This is a genomic window from Microbacterium sp. LRZ72 (genome assembly GCF_033792225.1).
GTDB lineage: Bacteria > Actinomycetota > Actinomycetes > Actinomycetales > Microbacteriaceae > Microbacterium.
Genome location: NZ_JANGEX010000014.1, coordinates 30029 through 49096, shown reverse-complemented (window position 1 = coordinate 49096; position 19068 = coordinate 30029). Strand labels below are relative to the sequence as shown.

At 68.9% G+C, this 19068-nt stretch carries 20 protein-coding genes; all 20 read left to right on the top strand.

Annotated features, from left to right (window positions below):
* Positions 1-8 precede the first annotated feature (8 nt).
* The 20 genes from M4I32_RS12730 (at position 9) to M4I32_RS12635 (ending at position 18848) form a co-directional block, all read left to right on the top strand.
* Positions 9-971 carry a PDR/VanB family oxidoreductase gene (locus tag M4I32_RS12730; protein ID WP_319034855.1) on the top strand — a complete coding sequence of 321 codons (963 nt, stop codon included), beginning with the start codon at positions 9-11 and terminating at the stop codon, positions 969-971.
* A 132-nt stretch (positions 972-1103) separates the two neighbouring features.
* Positions 1104-2153 carry an ABC transporter substrate-binding protein gene (locus tag M4I32_RS12725; protein WP_319034854.1) on the top strand — a complete coding sequence of 350 codons (1050 nt, stop codon included), beginning with the start codon at positions 1104-1106 and terminating at the stop codon, positions 2151-2153.
* Positions 2150-2971, top strand: a complete 822-nt coding sequence (locus tag M4I32_RS12720; protein ID WP_319034853.1) for an ABC transporter ATP-binding protein — start codon at positions 2150-2152, stop codon at positions 2969-2971. Before M4I32_RS12725 ends, M4I32_RS12720 begins: the two co-directional genes overlap by 4 nt.
* Entirely contained in the window at positions 2968-4620 is a 1653-nt protein-coding gene (locus M4I32_RS12715) for an ABC transporter permease (protein ID WP_319034852.1), read from the top strand. The genes M4I32_RS12720 and M4I32_RS12715 overlap by 4 nt, the downstream gene beginning before the upstream one ends.
* Positions 4614-8876, top strand: a complete 4263-nt coding sequence (locus M4I32_RS12710) for a hypothetical protein (protein WP_319034851.1) — start codon at positions 4614-4616, stop codon at positions 8874-8876. The genes M4I32_RS12715 and M4I32_RS12710 overlap by 7 nt, the downstream gene beginning before the upstream one ends.
* Positions 8873-9529 (top strand): helix-turn-helix domain-containing protein, encoded by a 657-nt coding sequence (locus tag M4I32_RS12705; RefSeq protein ID WP_319034850.1) that lies wholly within the window; start codon positions 8873-8875, stop codon positions 9527-9529. The genes M4I32_RS12710 and M4I32_RS12705 overlap by 4 nt, the downstream gene beginning before the upstream one ends.
* Positions 9530-9647: 118 nt before the next feature.
* Positions 9648-10463, top strand: coding sequence for a phytanoyl-CoA dioxygenase family protein (locus M4I32_RS12700; protein ID WP_319034849.1), 816 nt, complete (start codon positions 9648-9650; stop codon positions 10461-10463).
* The gene (locus M4I32_RS12695; protein ID WP_319034848.1) at positions 10460-11059 is read left to right on the top strand and encodes an aromatic-ring-hydroxylating dioxygenase subunit beta; all 600 of its coding nucleotides are present in this window, start codon (positions 10460-10462) and stop codon (positions 11057-11059) included. Before M4I32_RS12700 ends, M4I32_RS12695 begins: the two co-directional genes overlap by 4 nt.
* Positions 11056-12396 (top strand): aromatic ring-hydroxylating dioxygenase subunit alpha, encoded by a 1341-nt coding sequence (locus M4I32_RS12690; RefSeq protein ID WP_319034847.1) that lies wholly within the window; start codon positions 11056-11058, stop codon positions 12394-12396. Before M4I32_RS12695 ends, M4I32_RS12690 begins: the two co-directional genes overlap by 4 nt.
* Positions 12396-12830 carry an ester cyclase gene (locus M4I32_RS12685; RefSeq protein ID WP_319034846.1) on the top strand — a complete coding sequence of 145 codons (435 nt, stop codon included), beginning with the start codon at positions 12396-12398 and terminating at the stop codon, positions 12828-12830. Before M4I32_RS12690 ends, M4I32_RS12685 begins: the two co-directional genes overlap by 1 nt.
* A 573-nt stretch (positions 12831-13403) precedes the next feature.
* Positions 13404-13628, top strand: a complete 225-nt coding sequence (locus tag M4I32_RS12680; protein ID WP_319034845.1) for a DUF433 domain-containing protein — start codon at positions 13404-13406, stop codon at positions 13626-13628.
* Positions 13629-13631: 3 nt separating this feature from the next.
* Positions 13632-13745 carry a DUF5615 family PIN-like protein gene (locus M4I32_RS12675; protein ID WP_319034844.1) on the top strand — a complete coding sequence of 38 codons (114 nt, stop codon included), beginning with the start codon at positions 13632-13634 and terminating at the stop codon, positions 13743-13745.
* 81 nt (positions 13746-13826) lie between these two features.
* On the top strand, positions 13827-14060 hold the full coding sequence (locus M4I32_RS12670) for a FitA-like ribbon-helix-helix domain-containing protein (RefSeq protein ID WP_319034843.1): 234 nt from the start codon (positions 13827-13829) through the stop codon (positions 14058-14060).
* Positions 14057-14458: a type II toxin-antitoxin system VapC family toxin gene (locus M4I32_RS12665; protein ID WP_319034842.1), complete on the top strand. Its 402-nt coding sequence runs from the start codon at positions 14057-14059 to the stop codon at positions 14456-14458. The genes M4I32_RS12670 and M4I32_RS12665 overlap by 4 nt, the downstream gene beginning before the upstream one ends.
* A 264-nt stretch (positions 14459-14722) precedes the next feature.
* Positions 14723-14995 carry a DUF433 domain-containing protein gene (locus tag M4I32_RS12660; RefSeq protein WP_319034841.1) on the top strand — a complete coding sequence of 91 codons (273 nt, stop codon included), beginning with the start codon at positions 14723-14725 and terminating at the stop codon, positions 14993-14995.
* Positions 14989-15273, top strand: a complete 285-nt coding sequence (locus M4I32_RS12655; protein WP_319034840.1) for a DUF5615 family PIN-like protein — start codon at positions 14989-14991, stop codon at positions 15271-15273. Before M4I32_RS12660 ends, M4I32_RS12655 begins: the two co-directional genes overlap by 7 nt.
* Before the next feature lie 215 nt (positions 15274-15488).
* Positions 15489-17048: a polysaccharide biosynthesis tyrosine autokinase gene (locus M4I32_RS12650; protein ID WP_319034839.1), complete on the top strand. Its 1560-nt coding sequence runs from the start codon at positions 15489-15491 to the stop codon at positions 17046-17048.
* Positions 17049-17057: 9 nt separating this feature from the next.
* Positions 17058-17969, top strand: coding sequence for a hypothetical protein (locus M4I32_RS12645; RefSeq protein ID WP_319034838.1), 912 nt, complete (start codon positions 17058-17060; stop codon positions 17967-17969).
* 292 nt (positions 17970-18261) lie between these two features.
* The gene (locus tag M4I32_RS12640; protein WP_319034837.1) at positions 18262-18507 is read left to right on the top strand and encodes a hypothetical protein; all 246 of its coding nucleotides are present in this window, start codon (positions 18262-18264) and stop codon (positions 18505-18507) included.
* Positions 18504-18848: a type II toxin-antitoxin system PemK/MazF family toxin gene (locus tag M4I32_RS12635; RefSeq protein WP_319034836.1), complete on the top strand. Its 345-nt coding sequence runs from the start codon at positions 18504-18506 to the stop codon at positions 18846-18848. Before M4I32_RS12640 ends, M4I32_RS12635 begins: the two co-directional genes overlap by 4 nt.
* The last annotated feature ends 220 nt before the right edge of the window (positions 18849-19068 follow it).

Below are 19068 nucleotides of genomic sequence, written 5' to 3'. Positions count from 1 at the left end.
GAAGCAGGATGAGTCCACTGCAGTTGAGGGTTCGCGACGTCTCGCGGCCCGTGCCGAACGTCCTCGTGGCCGAGCTGGAGGCGGCCGACGGCCGGATGCTGCCAGCGTGGGAACCGGGCGCCCACGTCGAGCTCGATCTCGGCGGGCCACTCCTGCGGCACTACTCGCTCTGCGGCGACCCCGTGGATCAGACGGTCTGGCGCATCGCCGTGCTTCTGCGCCCGGACGGCACGGGGGGCTCGAGGCGCGTCCACGAGCAATTCACCCCGGGCCACACCGTCGACTGCCGTGCCGTGCGCAACCGGATGCCGATGACCGACGTCCCCCGCCTGCTGTTCCTGGCCGGCGGCATCGGGATCACCCCGATCCTCCCGATGGTGCGGGCCGCCGAGGCTCGCGGCATCGCGTGGCGACTGGTGTACACGGGGCGTGAAGAGGGGACGATGTTCGGGCTCGCCGAACTTGTCGATAGCTTCGGAGACCGCGTTCTGCCGCATTTTTCCGGGCTTTCGGGGCGAGTAGACGTGGAACGCGTGCTGAAGGAGATGCCCACCGTCGATGCCATCGTGTGCTGCGGACCCGGCTCGCTCATGCAGTCCGCACGGGAGGCCGCCGACAGGCGCGGCATCGTCTGTGTCACCGAGGCGTTCGACGCCACCGCGCCGCCGCACGAGGCTGATGTCGCGACCGATTCCGGCGAGGAAGGCACGTTCGTCGTGACGCTGGCGCAGGACGGCCGCGACGTCGCCGTGGCGCCGAATCAGACCGTGCTCAGCGCGCTCGAAGAGGCCGGCGTCGCCGTGGCGTCCTCGTGTCGAGAGGGGTACTGCGGCACCTGCGAGACCGTCGTCGTCGAGGGTTCCGTGGATCACCGAGACTCGGTTCTGACCCCCGAGGAGCACGCCGATACCGACCTGATGATGGTGTGCGTCTCGCGCTGCAACGGCGCGCGGCTGGTGCTCGACCTCTGAGATGACGACGAAATCGCAAAACTTTACCCAGGGGAATACACCTGAAACATGATGGCAACCTCAGCCGAGGAGTGTTGGCGATAGCAACAATCAGCTAGTGCCACCATCCCTCTTCTGAATAGAGATCCCGTCATGGCTACGCAGAGCTCCCGTCGTTCCCTTCTCACCTCAGCCCTCGCCGGCACCGCCCTGCTGGCCGCCACCGCACTGGCGGGTTGCGCACCCGCGTCCTCCGCCGGATCAGACACCGAGGAGGCGGTGGTCGATCGCGAGGCGACCTACCAACTCTCCTGGACGCACTCCGTGCAGTTCGGCGGCACGTACCTCGCCCTCGAGAACGGCATGTTCGAGGACGTCGGTCTCGATGTGACGCTCGCCCCTGGCGGGCCGAACGTCGCCGGAGACGTCAACACGGTCAGCGGCGAGTCCCTCGTCAACATCTCCGGCGGCGACGGCGTCGCGAGGTCCAACGAATCGGACGCCGACCTCGTCATCGTCGGACGCCAGTACCAGCAGGCGGCGAACACGATCCTCTCTCTCGCCGAGAACCCGCTGGAGACGCCGGAAGACCTCGTCGGGATGCGGATCGGCGTCGCGGGAACCGACACGCCGGCGCTCGACGCCTTCCTCGACATCAACGGCCTCGACAGCTCTGATGTCGAGTTCGTCCCGACGCAGTACGACCCGGCGGCACTTGTCGCCGGCCAGATCGACGCGATCTTCTGTTTCTACAACGACCTTCCGATCGCGCTCGAGACGCAGGGCATCGAGGGGTACTCGATGCTTCTCTCCGACTTCGGCTACGACCCGATGAGCCAGGTCTACACGGTTCTCCGCGAGAACCTCGAGGACGACGAGAAGCGCCAGGAGATCATCGACCTGCTGCGTGCCGACATCCAGGGGTGGCAGGCGTACCGCGAAGACCCTGAAGCGGCGGCGGAGCTGACGATGGAGATGTTCCCCGATGCCGGTCTCGACCCCGAGACGCAGAGTGTGCAGGCGGAGGTGCAGCTCGACCTCATGTTCAGCGACCTGACCGACGAGTACGGCTTCGGCTGGTTCACCGATGAGGACGTCGCCGCGAACATCGAGCTGTACGAGATGCTGGGGATCGAAGCGGACGAGTCGCTCTGGGACCGTTCGCTCCTGGAGGAGATCTACGCGGATGGGCCCGTCTTGTGAGTTCCGATACAGCCACGGTGACGGCGGGACCCCGCGTCGCGTGCACGGACGTCACCAAGACGTTCGACACGCGGACGGGCGAGTTCACTGCTCTCAATCATGTCGATCTCACCCTCGAGCCCGGCACGCTGACCGCGCTGGTCGGGCCCTCGGGGTGCGGCAAGTCCACGCTGCTGCGGATCATCGCGGGGCTGGAGAAGGCGGACGACCCGGACGCGATCTCGATCGACGGCATCTCGCCGCTCGTCCTGCGCAAGCGCGGCGAGATCGCCATCGCGTTCCAGGACGCCTCGCTCCTGCCCTGGCGGTCGGCGACATCCAACGTGGTGCTCGCGCAGCGACTGGCACGCCAGCGCGTCAATCGCGGCTATGTGGACGAGCTGCTCAATGTGGTCGGCTTGGCCGGGTTCGAGAAGGCGAAGCCAGCTCAGATGTCCGGAGGGATGAGGCAGCGGGTGGCGATCGCGCGGTGCCTCGCCACGTCGCCCCGCCTGATGCTGCTCGACGAGCCCTTCGGCGCGGTTGACGAGCTCACCCGGCGTCGGCTGAATCTCGAGCTGCCGCCGACGTGGGCGGATCGCGGCGTCACCACGCTGCTCGTGACCCATTCCATCCCCGAGGCGGTCCTCTTGGCAGACACGGTCATCGTCATGGGTGCGCGGCCGGGTCGAATCGTGGCTCGGGTCGACGTCGAGATCGACCGGCCGCGCCGTGCCGCGCACTTGCACAGTGCGCGGTACCACGAGCTCGTCGACGAGATCGGCTCGCTCCTCGGCGTCGACGCCGAAGAACACTCCGAGGGCACCGGATCGACATGACCATCAGCGTCGAAAAGCCGATCGCCCATAGCGCGACGCCCCTTCCGGTGGCCCGTCCGCGCGCGCGCAAAAAGCGCGTGCACACGGGCGCGCTCGTCAGAACGCTCGGCGGCTGGCTGTTCCTGGTGCTGCTCTGGGAGTTCGTCGCCCGTGTGCCGCTCGCCGGGCTGCACCTGATCGCGGCGCCATCCGCGATCGTCATCAACATCGGCGAGAACGCAGAGCTCTACCTGCGCGCCTTCGGTATCACCGGCACGTCGGCCCTGTTGGGCTATCTGGTCGGCAACTCCGTCGCCGTCGCCCTCGCGGTATTCGTCGCAATGCTGCCGCGTTCCGAGCGCATCGTGCTGCGGATGGCGCTCGTGGTCTACTGTCTTCCCCTCATCGCTCTGGGGCCGCTGCTGCGGCTCGTTTTCGGGCTCGGCGAGGGCCCGCAGATCACGCTGGCGGCGATCGCGGTCTACTACATGACGCTCGTGCCCCTGCTGGTCGGGCTGCGGGCCGTGCCGGCCTCGTGGCTCGACCTCGTCGCGAGCTACGGCCGTGGGCGGGCCACGTCGCTCTTCGTCGTGCGTTTTCGGGCCTGCATCCCGTATCTCGTCTCGGGCCTGCAGGTCGCGGTCCCCGCGGCGTTCCTCGGCGCCCTCGTGGGGGAGTTCACCGGCGCGGCCTCGGGCGTCGGGGTGCTCTCGATCCAGGCGCTCCGCGGTCTCGATACCGACTCGCTCTGGGCCCTCTCCGCACTCAGCGCGGCGGTCTCCGTCGCCGCCTACACGTTCGTGGGATGGCTCGGTCGGCGCTTGACCCCCGAGCAGCCGCCGATCATCATGGCCGCGCCCGCGAACCGCGGCTCGGGAACGGGCTGGCGCCGGCAGGTCCGCGGCTTCCTTGAGGGCGCCGTGGTGTTCGTCCTGTCGCTGGCGCTCTGGGTGGGCTTCGTGCGGTTCTTCGGCCTCAATCCCTACTTCGCCAAAGGTCCCGCCGACGTGTGGGAGTACCTGGTGACAAGCGCCTCAGCGCCCCTGAACCGCACTGAGATCTTCGACGCGCTCGCGACGACGGCGGCCGTCGCGATACCCGGGTACTTCGCGGGGCTGATCCTCGGCGTCCTCGTCGCCGCGACCTTCGATCTCGCTCCGTCGGTGCGACGCACGATGACACCCGTGACGCTCGCACTGCGGTGCGTGCCCATCGTTGCGATTGCACCGCTGCTCGTGCAGATGCTCGGTCGAGGCGCGGTCGGAATGACGGTGATCGTGGCGCTCATGACGTTCTTTCCGACCCTCGTGGCATGCATGACGGGGCTGCGCCAGACGCCCGGCCAGGTGATCGACGTCTTCGACACGTACGCCACGTCGTCGGTCCGCACGCTCGTCCTCGCCCGCGTCCCAGCAATGATGCCGGCGTTCTTCTCCGCTGCGAGGATCGCTGCGCCGAGCGCGATCCTGGCCGCAACGGTCGCGGAATGGCTCGCCACCGGCACCGGAATCGGCAACCTTCTCGCCGTTACAGCCGCGACCAGTCGCTACGACGCCCTGTGGTCGACCACGGTGATCCTCACAATCGTCGCAGTGCTCGTGTACTGGCTCATCGAGCTGGTCGAACGTGCCGTGCTCAAGGTGGTGGCGCCCGAGCAGGCGCTGTGGTGATCGCCTCGCCGACGCGCCTCATCTCGGCGGAGACGACAGATCTGTTCATCGATGTCGCGGACGAGTGCCTGCAGGTCGTTCGCGTCCGCATCGCCAGGTCACTCGCTGACTCTCCCCTTCTCGTCGAGGTCGTGGGCGACCGCGTCGAGGGGGCCGCGACGGTCCCGCCGGGTTCCGGCGCGATCGTCGTGGACGTGCCCGTGCGCACCGTGGGCGCGGTCGGAGCGGAGCTTGCGGCATCCGCCGTGCTTAACGGCACCGACGACGCGGTGGCGGTGACGGTCGTCGTCGCGGAACCCGGGTGGACGATCCACCTCCTCTCGCACTTTCACTTCGATCCGGTCTGGTGGAACACGCAAGCCGGCTCGGTCACGGAATGGGCCCAGACGCTGTGGTCGGGGACACCCCAGATCGCGTTTCAGAAAGCCGCGGTCGACGTGCTCCTCGACCACATCCGCCTGGCCGAGGTCGATCCCGACTACCGATTCGTCGTGGCGGAGCTGGACTATCTCAAACCGTTCCGCGACCGGTACCCGGAGCACCGTGCCACGCTCGCCCGGCTCATGGCGGAAGGACGCGTGGAGGTGGTGGGCGGCACGTGGAACGAGCCCGACACGGTGCTGCCCGCCATCGAGACGCTGCGACGGAACTTTCGCTACGGGCTCGACTACCAGCGCGGTGTACTCGGCGCGCACGTGACAACCGCGTGGGCACTCGACGTCTTCGGGCACGCGCCGCAGTTCCCCGCCGTCGCCGCCGAGGCCGGCATCACGGCCGTCGCACTCGCGCGGGGCGCCTACCACCAGTGGGGCCAGCTGCGAGACAGCGGGTTCGACGCGCCGCACGACGAGCCCCGCCAACACGCCAGCGACACCGCATGGTCCGCACCCGGCGGGCGCTCGATCCACCTGCACTCGCTGCCTACGCACTACACCGGCGGTCACCCGCTCGACAGGGCGGACACGATCGAGGAGGCCGAGCGGCTGCTCCTGGAGTGGCTGGCACTCATGCGGCCCCACGCGGCCGCACGCGCCGTGATCGTTCCGGCTGGCACTGACCTCTCCCCTCCCGTGCGCTGGATCACCGCGTTGCCCGAGCATTTCCGAGCGACCTACGCGTGGCCCGCAGTGCGGTGTTCGCTGCCGAGCGATGCGTTCGGCGGCATCGCCGACGAGGCCCGGGCCCGGCCCCGGCCCGGTCACGCCGCCGGGTTGCGCACCCTGACGCGCGATCTCAACCCGATCTACACGGGCAAGGACGTCAGCTACGCCGACGTCAAAGCGGCCCACTCCCGCATCGAACGACTCGCGCGGGATGCGGAGCTGTGGGAGGCGTTGCTCGGTGATAACCCGCAGAGCACCGCCGACATCGACCGGGTCTGGCGGCTGCTGGTTTGGCTCTCGCACCACGACTCGGTCACGGGGACCAGTTCGGATCAGGTCTACGTCGATCTGGTCGGGGCGTGGATGGACGCGCACGAGCGCGCCACCCGCGCGCTCAGCTCTGCCCTCGGCAGGCTCGGCCGCAGCATCGACACGGGCGAACGACACGGGGTGCCTGTCGTGGTCGCCGCCTCCGGCACGTCGGCTCAGGGCGGACTCGTGCGCACGACCATCGATGTGAGCGCGCTCGCCTCGCCCGGAGTGACGCTCGTCGACCGCGAGGGCGCCTTTGTTCCGATGGTGGTCGAGCGTGCCGACCGCGCCCCGGACGGCACGCTCACCGAGATCGAGCTCGTCGCGCTCTGCTCCGACGTGCCCGGTCTCGGCTACACGACCTACTGGCTCGTCGGCGCCACGGATCTGCCGGTGTGGACGGCCGACGACACGACCGGCATCCGCTCGCACGCCTACGAGGTGGGCGTCGACCCCGAGCGCGGCGGCGCGATCGTGCGCTTCATCGACCTGGCGACCGGCCGCAGCATGATCCCGCCCGGTCGACTCGCCGGCGAACTGGTGGTCGACCTCGAGCACCCGACCCATCCGCAGATGGGCGAAGGGCCGTGGCACTTGCTGCCCACCGGGAGCCGCGAGCGCACGCGCGACCGCCCCGCCACGCGTGTCACGCGGCAGCGCAGCGCCATCGGCGAGCGGCTCGTGGTCGAGGGTCCGCTCCCGCCCGCGTGTGGCGCCGGCGCCGTGCACACCACGACGTACTTTCTCGCGTCCGACGGGGCCGGGGGGCTCGCCGTGACGCATCGACTGCACGGCCAGACGATCGATGACCGTCTGATCCGCGCCGGCTGGCCGCTCCCGATCGCGGGCGCTCGACCCGTCGCCGCCGTCGGCGAAGCGGTGATCGGTCGTGGTCACGGTTTCACCACGGCCGATAGCGCGGTGCATCCGTGGACGCTGGACAGCGCCTTCCACGGCTGGCTCGGTCAGAGCACGGTGTGCCGGATCGTCCTGCACCCGCCGGGGCGAGCGCCATCGGCGCGAGCAGTCGGCGCGGTGGAGATCATCGCCCCGGACGGCGACGACGAATCCCAGCGACTCGGCGACGTACTCGCCGCCGCGCTCGCACGATCGGGCGTCACCGCGACTCCCACGCGCGACGTCGACGCACGTGTCGGCAGCCTCGCGCTCGACAGCAATCTGATCGATCTGAGGATCGTGATCTGCGGGGTCGACGGCGACGGACAGCCGACGGCGTCGGTGCTGCGGGATCGCGGCGAAGAAGTCGAGGCAGGCGTCGAGTGGATCCCCGCCGAGGGGAGCGTCGAGGAGCAATGGGTGCCCGGGGCGGACCTCACCGGCCTCGCCGATCTGCCGATCCTTTCCGTCATCGCAGATTCCCCCTCCGGGCGCAGCGAGCTGATCGCGGCACTGGTGGATTCGCTTGACGGTCGCCACGAGATGGACGTCCACACGGATGGCGAAGACGCCCAAGGTGAGAGCGAGAACTACTCGGCCGCGCTCGTGACCCTGGATGCACACAGTGGCGTGGTCGAGACCGACGGCACGATGTGGCTGAACCTGCGTCGATCCAGTACCGCCTGGCCTGCCGGCCAGTGGATCGATCCCCCGCGACGCACCCTGCCGGACGGGTCGTCGTTCGCCTCTCAGCATTGGACGCACGAGGTGCGGTACGCGGTGGTGTCCGGCCCGGGCGACTGGCGCCAGGCGGGCATCGACCGCGCAGCCGATGGAGTGCTCCGACCGCTGCGCGCCGGCGCTGCAGCGGGAGGCGGCACGCGCCCGACGCGCGGGAACCTGCTCGTCGTCGAGGGTGACGTGCGGCTCGAGGCGCTCCGTCCCGCCGGCCCCGGCAGAACGTCGCTTCGCCTCAGTCAGCTCGGCAGCACCCCCACCACGGCGACCGTGCGCGGTGCCCGCGGCACGGAGCACGGCACACCCGGCGATATCGTCGCGGCGCGCCACTCCGATCTCTTCGATACGCGAGGCGACGAACTCGAACGCCGCGACGCGGGGTGGGTCGTCGAGGTCCTTCCGGTGGCGAGCGCCACCGTCATTCTCGAGCAGTCCGCCGCCCAGGAGCACTCCGCCGTCCGCGAGCACTCGAGCTTCTCCGAAAACGCTGTCGCACCGAGCGCCCCCGTTTTCAGCCGGTGGTGGACCCAGAACACGGGGCCACCACCCGCTGCCGGGTTGCCCGTCGCCGTGCACGCACGCGCCGTGACCACCGAACGGCTGAACGCCTCCGGTGAGGTAGACCTCGTCGTGTCGTCGGATGCCGCCGTCGGCCTGGACGTCGATCTCGAGTTCACTCTCGCGCCCGGGGCGGTGCTCGTCGCGGGAGCGCGCACGCTGCGGGTGCCGGCGCGCGGCTTCGCCCGCACGCGGTGCGTGATCGAGAACGCCCCCGACCGCGCATCCGTCCTCGTGCGGGCGATTCCGCGCGATACGACGTACCCGACGACGTGGGACGTCGTGCACATCGGACCGCATCGCACGTCCGATCTCGTCCGCATGATCGGTGACCCCGCGCCTCTCGCCCTCGCGCCCGCGGACGCCGGGGAACTCGTCGTCGCGGTCGAATGGACCGGGACGATCCCCATGCTTCTGGATGCCCGGGTCGTGGCTCCCTTCGGTTCGTGGCAGCTCTTCCCCGAACCCACGCAAGACACGTGGGTCGAGCCCGGCTCGACGGAACACCTGCGATTCGTCGTGCGAGCACCCCGAGGCGCGGCTCCGGGTCGGTGGTGGGCCCTGATCGTCGTGCGGGTCGCGGACCGGGTGCTCTACAGCCGAACGGTGGATATCGTCGTGGATGAAGAGTGGAATGGAATCCGATGACCCTCGAGACGAACGACGACGATCGCCGAGCAGACGAGGCGGCGGCATCTCACCCGGCGAACGATGCGCCGGCGAGCGAGAACCCGACGACCCCTCCCGGGGCCCGGCTGGGCGCGACCGTGCGCCGCCGGCGCAAGGCCCTCGGCATGACGCTCATGGAACTCGCGGCCGCGGCACAGCTGTCGCATCCGTTCGTCAGCCAGGTCGAACGCGGTCGATCCAGCCCCAGCATGGCGTCCTTGCACCGCATCGCGCAGGCACTCGGCACCACCCAGCCATCGCTGATGGCCGAAGCGGACTCGGATCGCCCCGCTCCCGACGTCGGGCTCGTTCGCGCCGGCACGGGAGTGCCGCTGTCGAATCCCGGCGGCACCGCCCGCACGCTGGTGGCAGGGAGCCACTCCCTGTATCCGATGCTCTTCGTCGGGGCGCCCGACGAATGGGGCGACTGGTACACACACGCGGGCGAGGAGTTCATCCACGTCATCGCGGGCGCCATCCTGGTCGAGGTCGCCGGCAGCGGGTCTTTCGAGTTGTACCCGGGTGACACCCTCTACTACCCGGGCGGCGTCGCGCATCGCTGGCGCGGCGTACGCGGGTACGGCGCCGAGACCGCGCGACTGCTTTTCGTGCAGGAGAGCCGGTCACGGTAACACGGCCAAATGTTGGCCACAGTTAACATCGCTGTTACAGATCGGATATTTCTTCGGTATCACTCCCCCGTACTGTTGGCTATACCAACAATCCGCAGAAGCGAGGAGTGATACACCAATGTGGAATGATCGCGACACCACGGCTTTCGAATCGCTGTGCGCAGACGGAATCGCGTTCTACCCCGGGCTCCTCGATGCGGATCGATGCGCAGCCCTGCTCGACGCCGTCGCGTGGTCCCGCCGGCATCCGTCGTCGTCCTTCCGTCGGCTCTCTCCCGAGGGCGTGCCGAGCCTCGAGAGCGATCTCTTCCGCTGGCGCGACGTCCCCGAGATCCGCGATTTCGTGACGGACGAGAAGATGCTCGGCTTGGCGCGCGCCTACCTCTCCACTGATGACCCGGTCATCCTCGAAGACCAGTGGTTCTGGTCGGAGGCCGGTTCAGCGACCGACAGCCCCTGGCACCAGGACGACCCCTACCACCCACTCGACCGCCCGTTCCTCACGATCTGGGTGCCGCTCACCCCGGTGCCGGCGGGACTCGGCCTGCGCGGTGTCGCCGGTTCGCACGAGAAGACGATCTACTCACCGGTGGAGTTCTCGTCGGGCGAGAACACCCTCTCCGCTGACGTGTCCTCCCTCGAGCCCGTCCCGGATGTCGACGCCCACCCCGATCTGTTCTCCGTCATCGATCCGGCGGGCGGAGCGGGCGACGCCGTGATCCTGGATTCCCGAACCCTGCATTCCGCGGGGGGCGCGTGCCCCGCGGATTTCGTGCGGCTCTCCATCCGGTACGCGGACCCGGCCACGGTCCGTCGCGGTCGCGCCTGGCCGACGGCGACATTCTGGGACGTGTACGACTGGAAAGACGGGGACCCGCTCCCCGCACACGACTTTCCGAGGGCATCGTCGTTGCTCGCGAAGGAGCCCGCGTGACGTCGCCGCTGTACCGCACACCCGACGACGAGATCACGCCGGACCTGCAGCTGGTGCGGGGGCGATACGACAGCCTCGCGAGAGACGTCGAGACCGTGCGTGGCCTCGCATCCGCCGATCCCGCGCTTTCTGCCGAGGTCGCCCAGCTTCTGCACGCCGAGGCGCGGCAACTGGATGCCGAACGCTGGCAGGAGTGGTTCTCCTGGTGCACCGACGACACCATGCTCTGGGTTCCGGTGAACACGCGCACCCCGCATCCGGGCAGCGACCAGGGGCTGTTCCTCGACGACCGGCGTCGTCTCGAGGAACGTCTCTGGCGGTTCATGGACCCGAACGCCTGGGCGATCGTCCCGTCCGGACAGGTCGTACGCGCCGTGACCGGCGTGGAGGCCTGGCCGGATGCCGAGCGCCCGGGAGAGGTGCTCGTGTCGAGCTGCCTGTCCCTGCAGCACGTGCGTCACCAGGCGGTGTTCACCACCGTGGGACGCCAGGTGCACCGGCTCGGCCGCACCGGAGACCGGTGGACCCTGATCCAGAAGACTCTCCTGCTCCCTCACCTGGCTGCGGGATCGCCCCACCTCGGATGGCTGATATGAACACGAACTCCACGTCCTCCTTCGCCACCGGCGACCTCGGCGCAATCACGACCGAGATCGATCAGCTCGTCACTCCCGAGCACGTGCACCGCCGCCTCTACACCGACGAAGAGATCTTCCGCCGCGAGATGGGGACGGTCTTCGGCGGTTCGTGGACGTACGTCGGCCACGAGAGCGAGATCCCCGACCCGAACAGCTACGTGCGCCGAAACCTCGGCCAGCGACCGGTGATGCTGACGCGGTCGAAAGACGGCGAGATCAACGTCGTGCTCAACAGGTGCAGTCATCGCGGCACATTGCTCGTGACCGAGGAGCGCGGGTGCGAGGCCGTGGTGACGTGCCCGTACCATGGGTGGCGCTTCGGCATCGACGGCAAGCTCAAGAACGTGCCGGTGCCCTCCTCCTACGAGGACGTGCGGTCGGGACGGTTCGACCTCGGGCGCGCGCATACGGAGAACTACCGGGGCTTCGTCTTCGCAAGCCTCGCGCCCGAGCCGCCGTCGATCATCGAGTGGCTCGGCGCCGCGCGCCCGTGGCTCGACGAGTACATCGACCGCTACCCCGGCGGGCAGATCGCCATCCACAGCACTCCGCTGCGGTACGAGTTCCGCGCCAATTGGAAGGTGTCGTGGGACAACGCTGCGGATGGCATCCACGCGACGTTCGCTCACCGCAGCTACAACTTGCTGGGCAAAGAAGCAGAGACCGAGACGGTGCTCGCGCGCAACCCGGCCGCCACGCCGATCATCAGCCGCGCCTACCCCTTCGGACACTCGGTCGTCGACCAGCGGCCCAGCATCCCCGGCGGCCCGTGGTCGACCATGCGCCCCATGCCGCTGGTCGAAGAGCTCGTCGACTCGCTCGGGCGGCGCGGGCTCGCCGATTCGGCGACGCTCGACCTCGGCACCGGCAGCATGGTCAACCTCAATCTCTTTCCCAACCTGATCTTCGTCGGCAACCAGCTCATGGTCGTCGAGCCGATCGCCGTCGACCACACCCGGTTGTCGATCTACCTGCTCTCGGCGCCCACCGCGCCCGAGGAGACGGACCTCATCCGGCTGCGGGTCGACGAGGACTTCGTCTCGTTCGGCACGCCCGATGATTTCGAGATGTTCGAGCGTATCCAGCAGGGACTCAGCATCCCCGAAAGCGAGTGGATCGACACCTCTCGGGGAGCGGCGCTCGACACGGAGGATCCCGACGAGGTCGGTGTGCTCATGGGCGACGTCGCAACGGAAGCCCCGATCCGCGGATATCTCAAGGAATGGACTCGACTCATGACCGCACCAGACGCCCTCGCCACCGCACCCGCCAAGCGACCGGCGGAGACGAAGTGATGGCCTCCACGGATCGCGACACCGACCGGAACAAGAGCCTCGTCGCTCAGTTCCATCAACGAGTCTGGGCCGAGGGCGACCTGAGCGCGGTCGACGACCACTTCCTTCCCGAAGCGGCGATTCACTTCACCGGTTTCGAAGGCAGTGCCGTGCAGACGGTGAAAGACGATGCCGCTCGCTGGTGGGGCGCCTTCGAGGGCACCGAAACGGCCATTCAAGACATGATCGCCGAGGGTGACCGCGTCGTCGTCCGGTGGGACACGACGGGAACGCACGTCTCGGACTACGGCAAGGTCGCGCCGACGGGCAAGCGCATCCACATGAGCGGCATCGACATCTTTCGGTTCGAGGATGGACTGATCGTCGAATGCTGGTCGATGTGGGACGGCCTCGACGTCTTCGACCAGCTGGGGGTGCTCCCCGAGCTCTGGTGACCCGGCACGTGCGGTGAAGGGGGTAGGTGGGGTGACCCACCTACCCCCTTCACCGCTCGCCGCTCGCCGCTCGCCGCTCGCCGCTCGCCAGGAAACGTACCCTCGAACGCTCCCAGACGACATCCCCTGGTGACCCATGCCCGCAAGCACGCACCACTCCAACGGATGCCGCCGCTCGCAATTCAGTCCCATCGGAGACGCGCGACCGAAACAATACTGTCTCTAAGAACAGGAAAGTGGACCTTGGGATAGAACCCCATCCATGGAACTTCAGCACCCGTTCGGCATTGTGACCTCGGCGGTCGATGGCGACGTCCTCCGTGTGCTCGGTGCCGCGCACTCGCCGTTCACAGTGGCGCAACTCCAGCGAATGATGGGTCATCGCAGAAGGCGTGGCCTTCACTGATGATCTCGACTGGTTTCGGCGCCGGATGAGTGCGGCGACGCTCCGATGACTCCGAAGAGCGCGTCCCGCGCTCACCCTGAATTGTCGCCACACGAGCGCCCTCGCCGCAGCGACGCAATCCCCGCACAGAGGTACCCGTGATCTGCGCCCGGCGCTAGCCTGAGGTTATGTCTCTGCTCGACCGCATTGTCATTGACCCGGACGTGGTGCACGGGCGCCCCGCCATCCGCGGTACGCGTATGCGCGTCGCCGACGTGCTCTCGCTGCTCGCCTCGGGAGCGACGACGGCCGAGATCCTGCAGGACTACCCCTATCTGACCGCGGACGACATCGCGGCGTGTCTGGGATACGCCGGGACGCAGTCCAACCACACAGTCCTCATCGCTTCGTAGACCGTGCGTTTCCTCGTCGACGCGCAGCTTCCACCTGCATTGGCGCGAATGCTGACCGAGCATGGCCACCTCGCCGAGCACGTGACCGATATCGGCCCGGCGATGCCGCGGATCTGACGCTCTGCGCTGCGCTGAACGATCGGCCGATTGAGCGAGCGAAGCGAGACGAAACGCATGCATTGCAGCTAAAATGCCTGCATGCCCGCGATCACCATCCGCGACGTGCCCGAAGAGACACGGAATGAACTCGCTGCCCGCGCCGCACGAAGCGGCCGTTCGCTGCAGGAGTTCCTCCGCGCCGAGATGATCGAGCTGGCGCAGCGGCCCGATGTGGCATCCGTCGTCGCTCGTGCCCGGCAGCGAAAGCACGACTCGTCGGCGGCTCTGAACACCGAATCGATCCTCACCCACCTCGACGCGGACCGCCGGTGACCGTCGTTCTCGACGCGAGCGCCCTCGCCGGGGCGCTCATCGCGACCGACCACGATGCCCGCTGGGCTGAGTCGACCATCGAGCACGAACGCTTGCTCGCCCCTCATCAGATCTTCGCTGAGGTGGCGAACGTGCTCCGCCGTGCCGCCATGGCCGGCCAGATCACGGCCGAGAGCGCCACCTCGGCGCACCGCGAGCTTCTGCTCTTCCCCTTCACCCTGTGCGAGTACGAGCCGTTCGCCGACCGCATCTGGCAGCTGCGCGAGAGCGTGACGGTCTACGACGCCTGGTACGTCGCGATCGCCGAGGCCTTCGACGCGCCGCTGGTCACTCTCGATCTGCGGCTGCCGAACGCAGCCGGCCCTCGGTGCGCGTTCCTCACGCCGCCCGGTCGGTGAACACCCCCTCCCGGCGCTTCCACTGTCACACACCGACGCCGGATGCCGCATGCAGGGTGGAATCGTGACAGCCGAGCAAAGGCGCGCACCGCAGACCACCTCCGCCCCACCGGCGCGCGCCCGCACGGCCCCGCGACGCAGCGGAGCAGCGCAACGACACGCAGCGGAGCAGCGCAACGACACGCAGAACGCGCACTCCCCCAACATCGATGTAATCTCCGCGCAGAGGTACCCGTGATCTGCGCCCGGCGCTAGCCTGAGGTCATGTCTCTGCTCGACCGCATCGTCATTGACCCGGACGTGGTGCACGGGCGCCCCGCCATCCGCGGTACGCGTATGCGCGTCGCCGACGTGCTCTCGCTGCTCGCCTCGGGAGCGACGACGGCCGAGATCCTGCAGGACTACCCCTATCTGACCGCGGACGACATCGCGGCGTGTCTGGAGTACGCCGCGGCGCAGTCCAACCCCTCATCGCTTCGTAGACCGTGCGTTTCCTCGTCGACGCGCAGCTTCCACCTGCGTTGGCGCGAATGCTGACCGAGCATGGCCACCTCGCCGAGCACGTGACGGATATCGGCCCTGGGGATGCTGCGGATCTGGCGCTCTGGACCTATGCCCTCGAGAACGGCGCCGTCCTCGTCACGAAGGACGAAGACTTCCGCGACATGCTTCTTCTTCGCGGGAGTCCCCCGGCAGTCGTGTGGGTTCGTGTCGGCAACACGCGGCGGCAGGCGCTCCTCGAGTGGTTCGAGCCGATGATCGAGCGCGTCGTGACACTCCTTGCCTCCGGAAATCACCTCGTCGAGCTGCGCTGACGGAATCGGCACCCCCGCGGGTCGCACCCTGCCGCTCGCGGGACGCCTGGGCGAACGGATGCCGGTACCGGCCCCCGCCCCCACCCGTGGCAGGATAGGCGCGGGGGGTCAGGGGGAGTCCCCGTCTCCCCGACGCCAGACGACGCGCACGCACGAGCCCGCCCCCGCAGGCCCAACCCCACACGCAGCGCGTCGACGGACGCCGAAGGGACCCCGTGGAGCTCAGCGACTACATCCGCATCCTGCGCAAGAACTGGCTGGTGATCGCCGCCCTGACGCTCATCGGCATCGGCGCCGCCTCGGTCTACAGCCTCACGCGCGTGCCCATGTACGAGGCCACCAGCGAGGTGTTCGTCTCGAGCCAGGCGGGCGGCACGATCTCGGAGCTGCAGCAGGGCAGCAGCTTCACCGAGTCGCGCATGACCACGTACGTCGAGCTGGTCGACACCCCGATCGTGCTCAACCCGGTCATCTCGCAGCTCGGCCTGCAGAACATCACGGCAGGCCAGCTCGGCGACCAGATCGAGGCCACCACCCCCCTCAACTCGACGATCCTGCGCATCACCGCCACCAACGCCGACCCGGTGCAGGCCGCCGACATCGCCAACGCGATCGGCGCGAGCCTCACCGCCCAGGTGCAGGAACTCGAGACCCTCGACAACTCCGACATCAGCCCCGTCAAGCTCACCCGCGTCAAGGTCGCGGACGCCCCATTCGTGCCGGTCAGCCCGAACGTGCCGCTCAACCTGGCCCTCGGCGGCCTGGTGGGCCTGGCCCTCGGCATCGGCTTCGCCGTGACGCGCACCGTGCTCGACACCCGCATCCGCAATGCCCGTGACGTGGAGCTGATCACCGATCGCCCGATCATCGGCGCGATCCCGTTCGACACCAAGGCCAAGACCCGGCCGATCATCCTGCACGACGACCCGCAGAACCCCCGCAGCGAGGCGTTCCGGTCGCTGCGCACCAACCTGCAGTTCCTCGACATCGAGGGCGGCCACAGCTTCGTCGTCACCTCGAGCGTGCCCAGCGAGGGCAAGTCGACCACGGCCGTCAACCTCGCGATCGCGCTCGCCGAGGCGGGCCAGCGCGTGGTGCTGATCGACGCCGACCTGCGCAAGCCCAAGGTGCACGACTACTTGGGGCTCGAGGGCGGCGCGGGCCTGACCGACGTGCTCATCGGCCGCGCGCACCTGGCCGACGTGATGCAGAAGTGGGGCGCCCACAGCCTTTACGTGCTGCCGGCCGGCAAGATCCCGCCGAACCCCAGCGAGCTGCTCGGGTCGCGCCAGATGAACGAGATCCTCGACGGCTTCGCCCGCGACGTCGACGTCGTCATCCTCGACGCCCCTCCCCTGCTCCCGGTCACGGATGCTGCGATCCTCGCCCGCCGCACGAGCGGCGCCATCGTCATCGTCGCCGCCGGAGACACCAACCGGCACCAGCTCGAGGGCGCGTTCGACACGCTCGAGAACGTCGATGCCAAGATCGCGGGCGTCGTGATGACGATGATGCCCACGAAGGGTCCGGATGCCTATGGCTACGGATACGGCTATGGCTACGGGTACGGCGGCTACACGCAAGACACCAAGAAGTCCGGCAAGGCCGCCAAGCAGAAGCAGCCCAAGCAGCCCAAGGCCGAGTACCGCTCCCGCACCGAGAGCCGCAGCGCCCGCCGCCAGGCCAAGGCCGAGCGCGAAGAGCGCGACAGCGGCACCACCGGCGAAGGCGCGTCGCAGATGACCACCCGCACCAGCTTCGACGACCTGCTGTAGCGAGCGCCCATGCCCCCCTACCGTTCCCGCCGGTCGCGCACGCGCGCGGCCCAGTGGATCGCGATCGCCGTGGTCGCCGCCCTCGCGGTCCTCGTGATCGTGCTGGCGCTGCTCGCCCTCGACCGGGGCCGCGGCGACGAGGCCGACGCATCCACCGCACCGGTGCCGAGCTTCACGCCGCACGAGACATCCACGCCCTCCCCTACCCCGACTCCCGAAGAGACCCCGGATGCCGTCGGCCCGGTCGACCGCGCCGACGAGCGCTTTCTGGCGGTCGGGGCCGACGGCGTGGTGTGGCGGGCCGTCGCGGGCTCGTGCGCCGACGGCATCCAGCCCCTGATCGAGCGCTCGACCGACGGCGGCCAGAGCTGGAACGACGTCACGCCCCTCTACCGCGAGGTGCGACAGGTCGCGAGCCTGGTTCCCATCGCCGGCAGCCAGGCCGAGATCGTCGCCGCGATCGGCGACGAGTGCGAGGTCGACCTGCTGCGCACCTTCACGCAGGGCGAGTTCTGGGAGCCCTACCCCGACGAGCTCGCCTCCGCCAGCTACATCGACCCCGCCACCGCGGCCACCGTGATCATCGCGGGCGAGCCGGTCGACGCCCCGTGCCCCGAGGCCCGCAGCCTCGCCACCCAGGGCGGCGCGATCGCCCTCGTGTGCGACGGCGAGGTCGCGACCTGGACGGGCGACGCGTGGGAGTCCGCCGGCACGACCAGCGCGGTCGCGGTCACCCTTCTTGACTCCGCCCCGGTCGCCGCCGTCGCCGCCGTCGCCGCCGAAGAGTGCGAGGGCCTCGAACTGGCGGATGCCGCCGGCACCGCCTGCCTCGACGGCACCGACCCCGCGGCCCCCACGGCCCTGGCCCCGAGCGGCACGACCACCTGGCTCTGGAACGGCGACAGCCTCACCGGTGGTTGAGCGAGCAAAGCGAGCCGAAACCACCCACCACCGGTGGTTGAGCGAGCGTAGCGAGCCGAAACCCCCTGACCCCCGCCCCGGACCTCCCCTGTGCGAGGCCTCCGGCTCGGCGCGAGGACTCTGGCTCGACAAGAGGACTCGTCGCCCTCACGAATACTCGCGCGGCGCGAAACACCTCGCCCGACGCGGCATCCCACCCCGCCGGTCGCCACAAAACGTTGCCTTCACGCGCATCAGACGACACTTCTTGGCGACTCGCCTGCCGATGAGCACCCACCGGTATACTCAAAGTATGATCACCACCATCAAGGTCAGCGATGAACTGCGCGACCGCCTCAAGGCGCAGGCCGCGCACGAGGGTCTCACCCTCGGCGCGCATCTGACCCACCTGGCCGACGCCGAGGACCGCCGGCGACGGATGCTGCTCCTCAAGGCGGCGCTCGCCGGCTCGCCCGAAGCGGATACGGCTTCGCACGCCACGGAGTCAGCCGAGTGGGAACGCACCGAACTCACCGACGCCAACACCGACACCCCGTGACACGTCCCGAACTCGCCCCGGGAACCGTCGCCTGGGCTTCGCTCGAACCCGTGCGCGGGCGAGAGCAGGGCGGTCATCGGCCCGTGCTCGTCATCGCCTCGACGGGATATCTGGATGCCGTCACCAGCCTCGCCATCGTGTTGCCGATCACAACGGTCGATCGCGGCTGGCCGAACCACGTCGTAGTCGAGGGCGCCAGCGGTCTCGACCGGCCGTCCTGGGTCATGACCGAACAGCCTCGCACGCTCTCGCGAGACCGCCTCACCCGCATCGCGGGCCAGGTCTCGCCCGCGTGCTTCACCGCGGTGCGCACCTGGCTCGGCGACTTTCTCGACCTCTGACCCCCGCCCCACCCGGTCGTTGAGCGAGCAAAGCGAGCCGAAACGACCCCGCCCTCCGGTGGTTGAGCGAGCACAGCGAGGCGAAACCTCCCACCCGGCCCACCTCCGCTCTCCCCCGCGAGAGGACTTTCGCACGACGCATTGCACTCACCACCTGAAATTCGCCGCCCTGGCCCCGAGCGGCAGGCCACCTCGCTGCGGAAACGTCGACGGCGAGTAG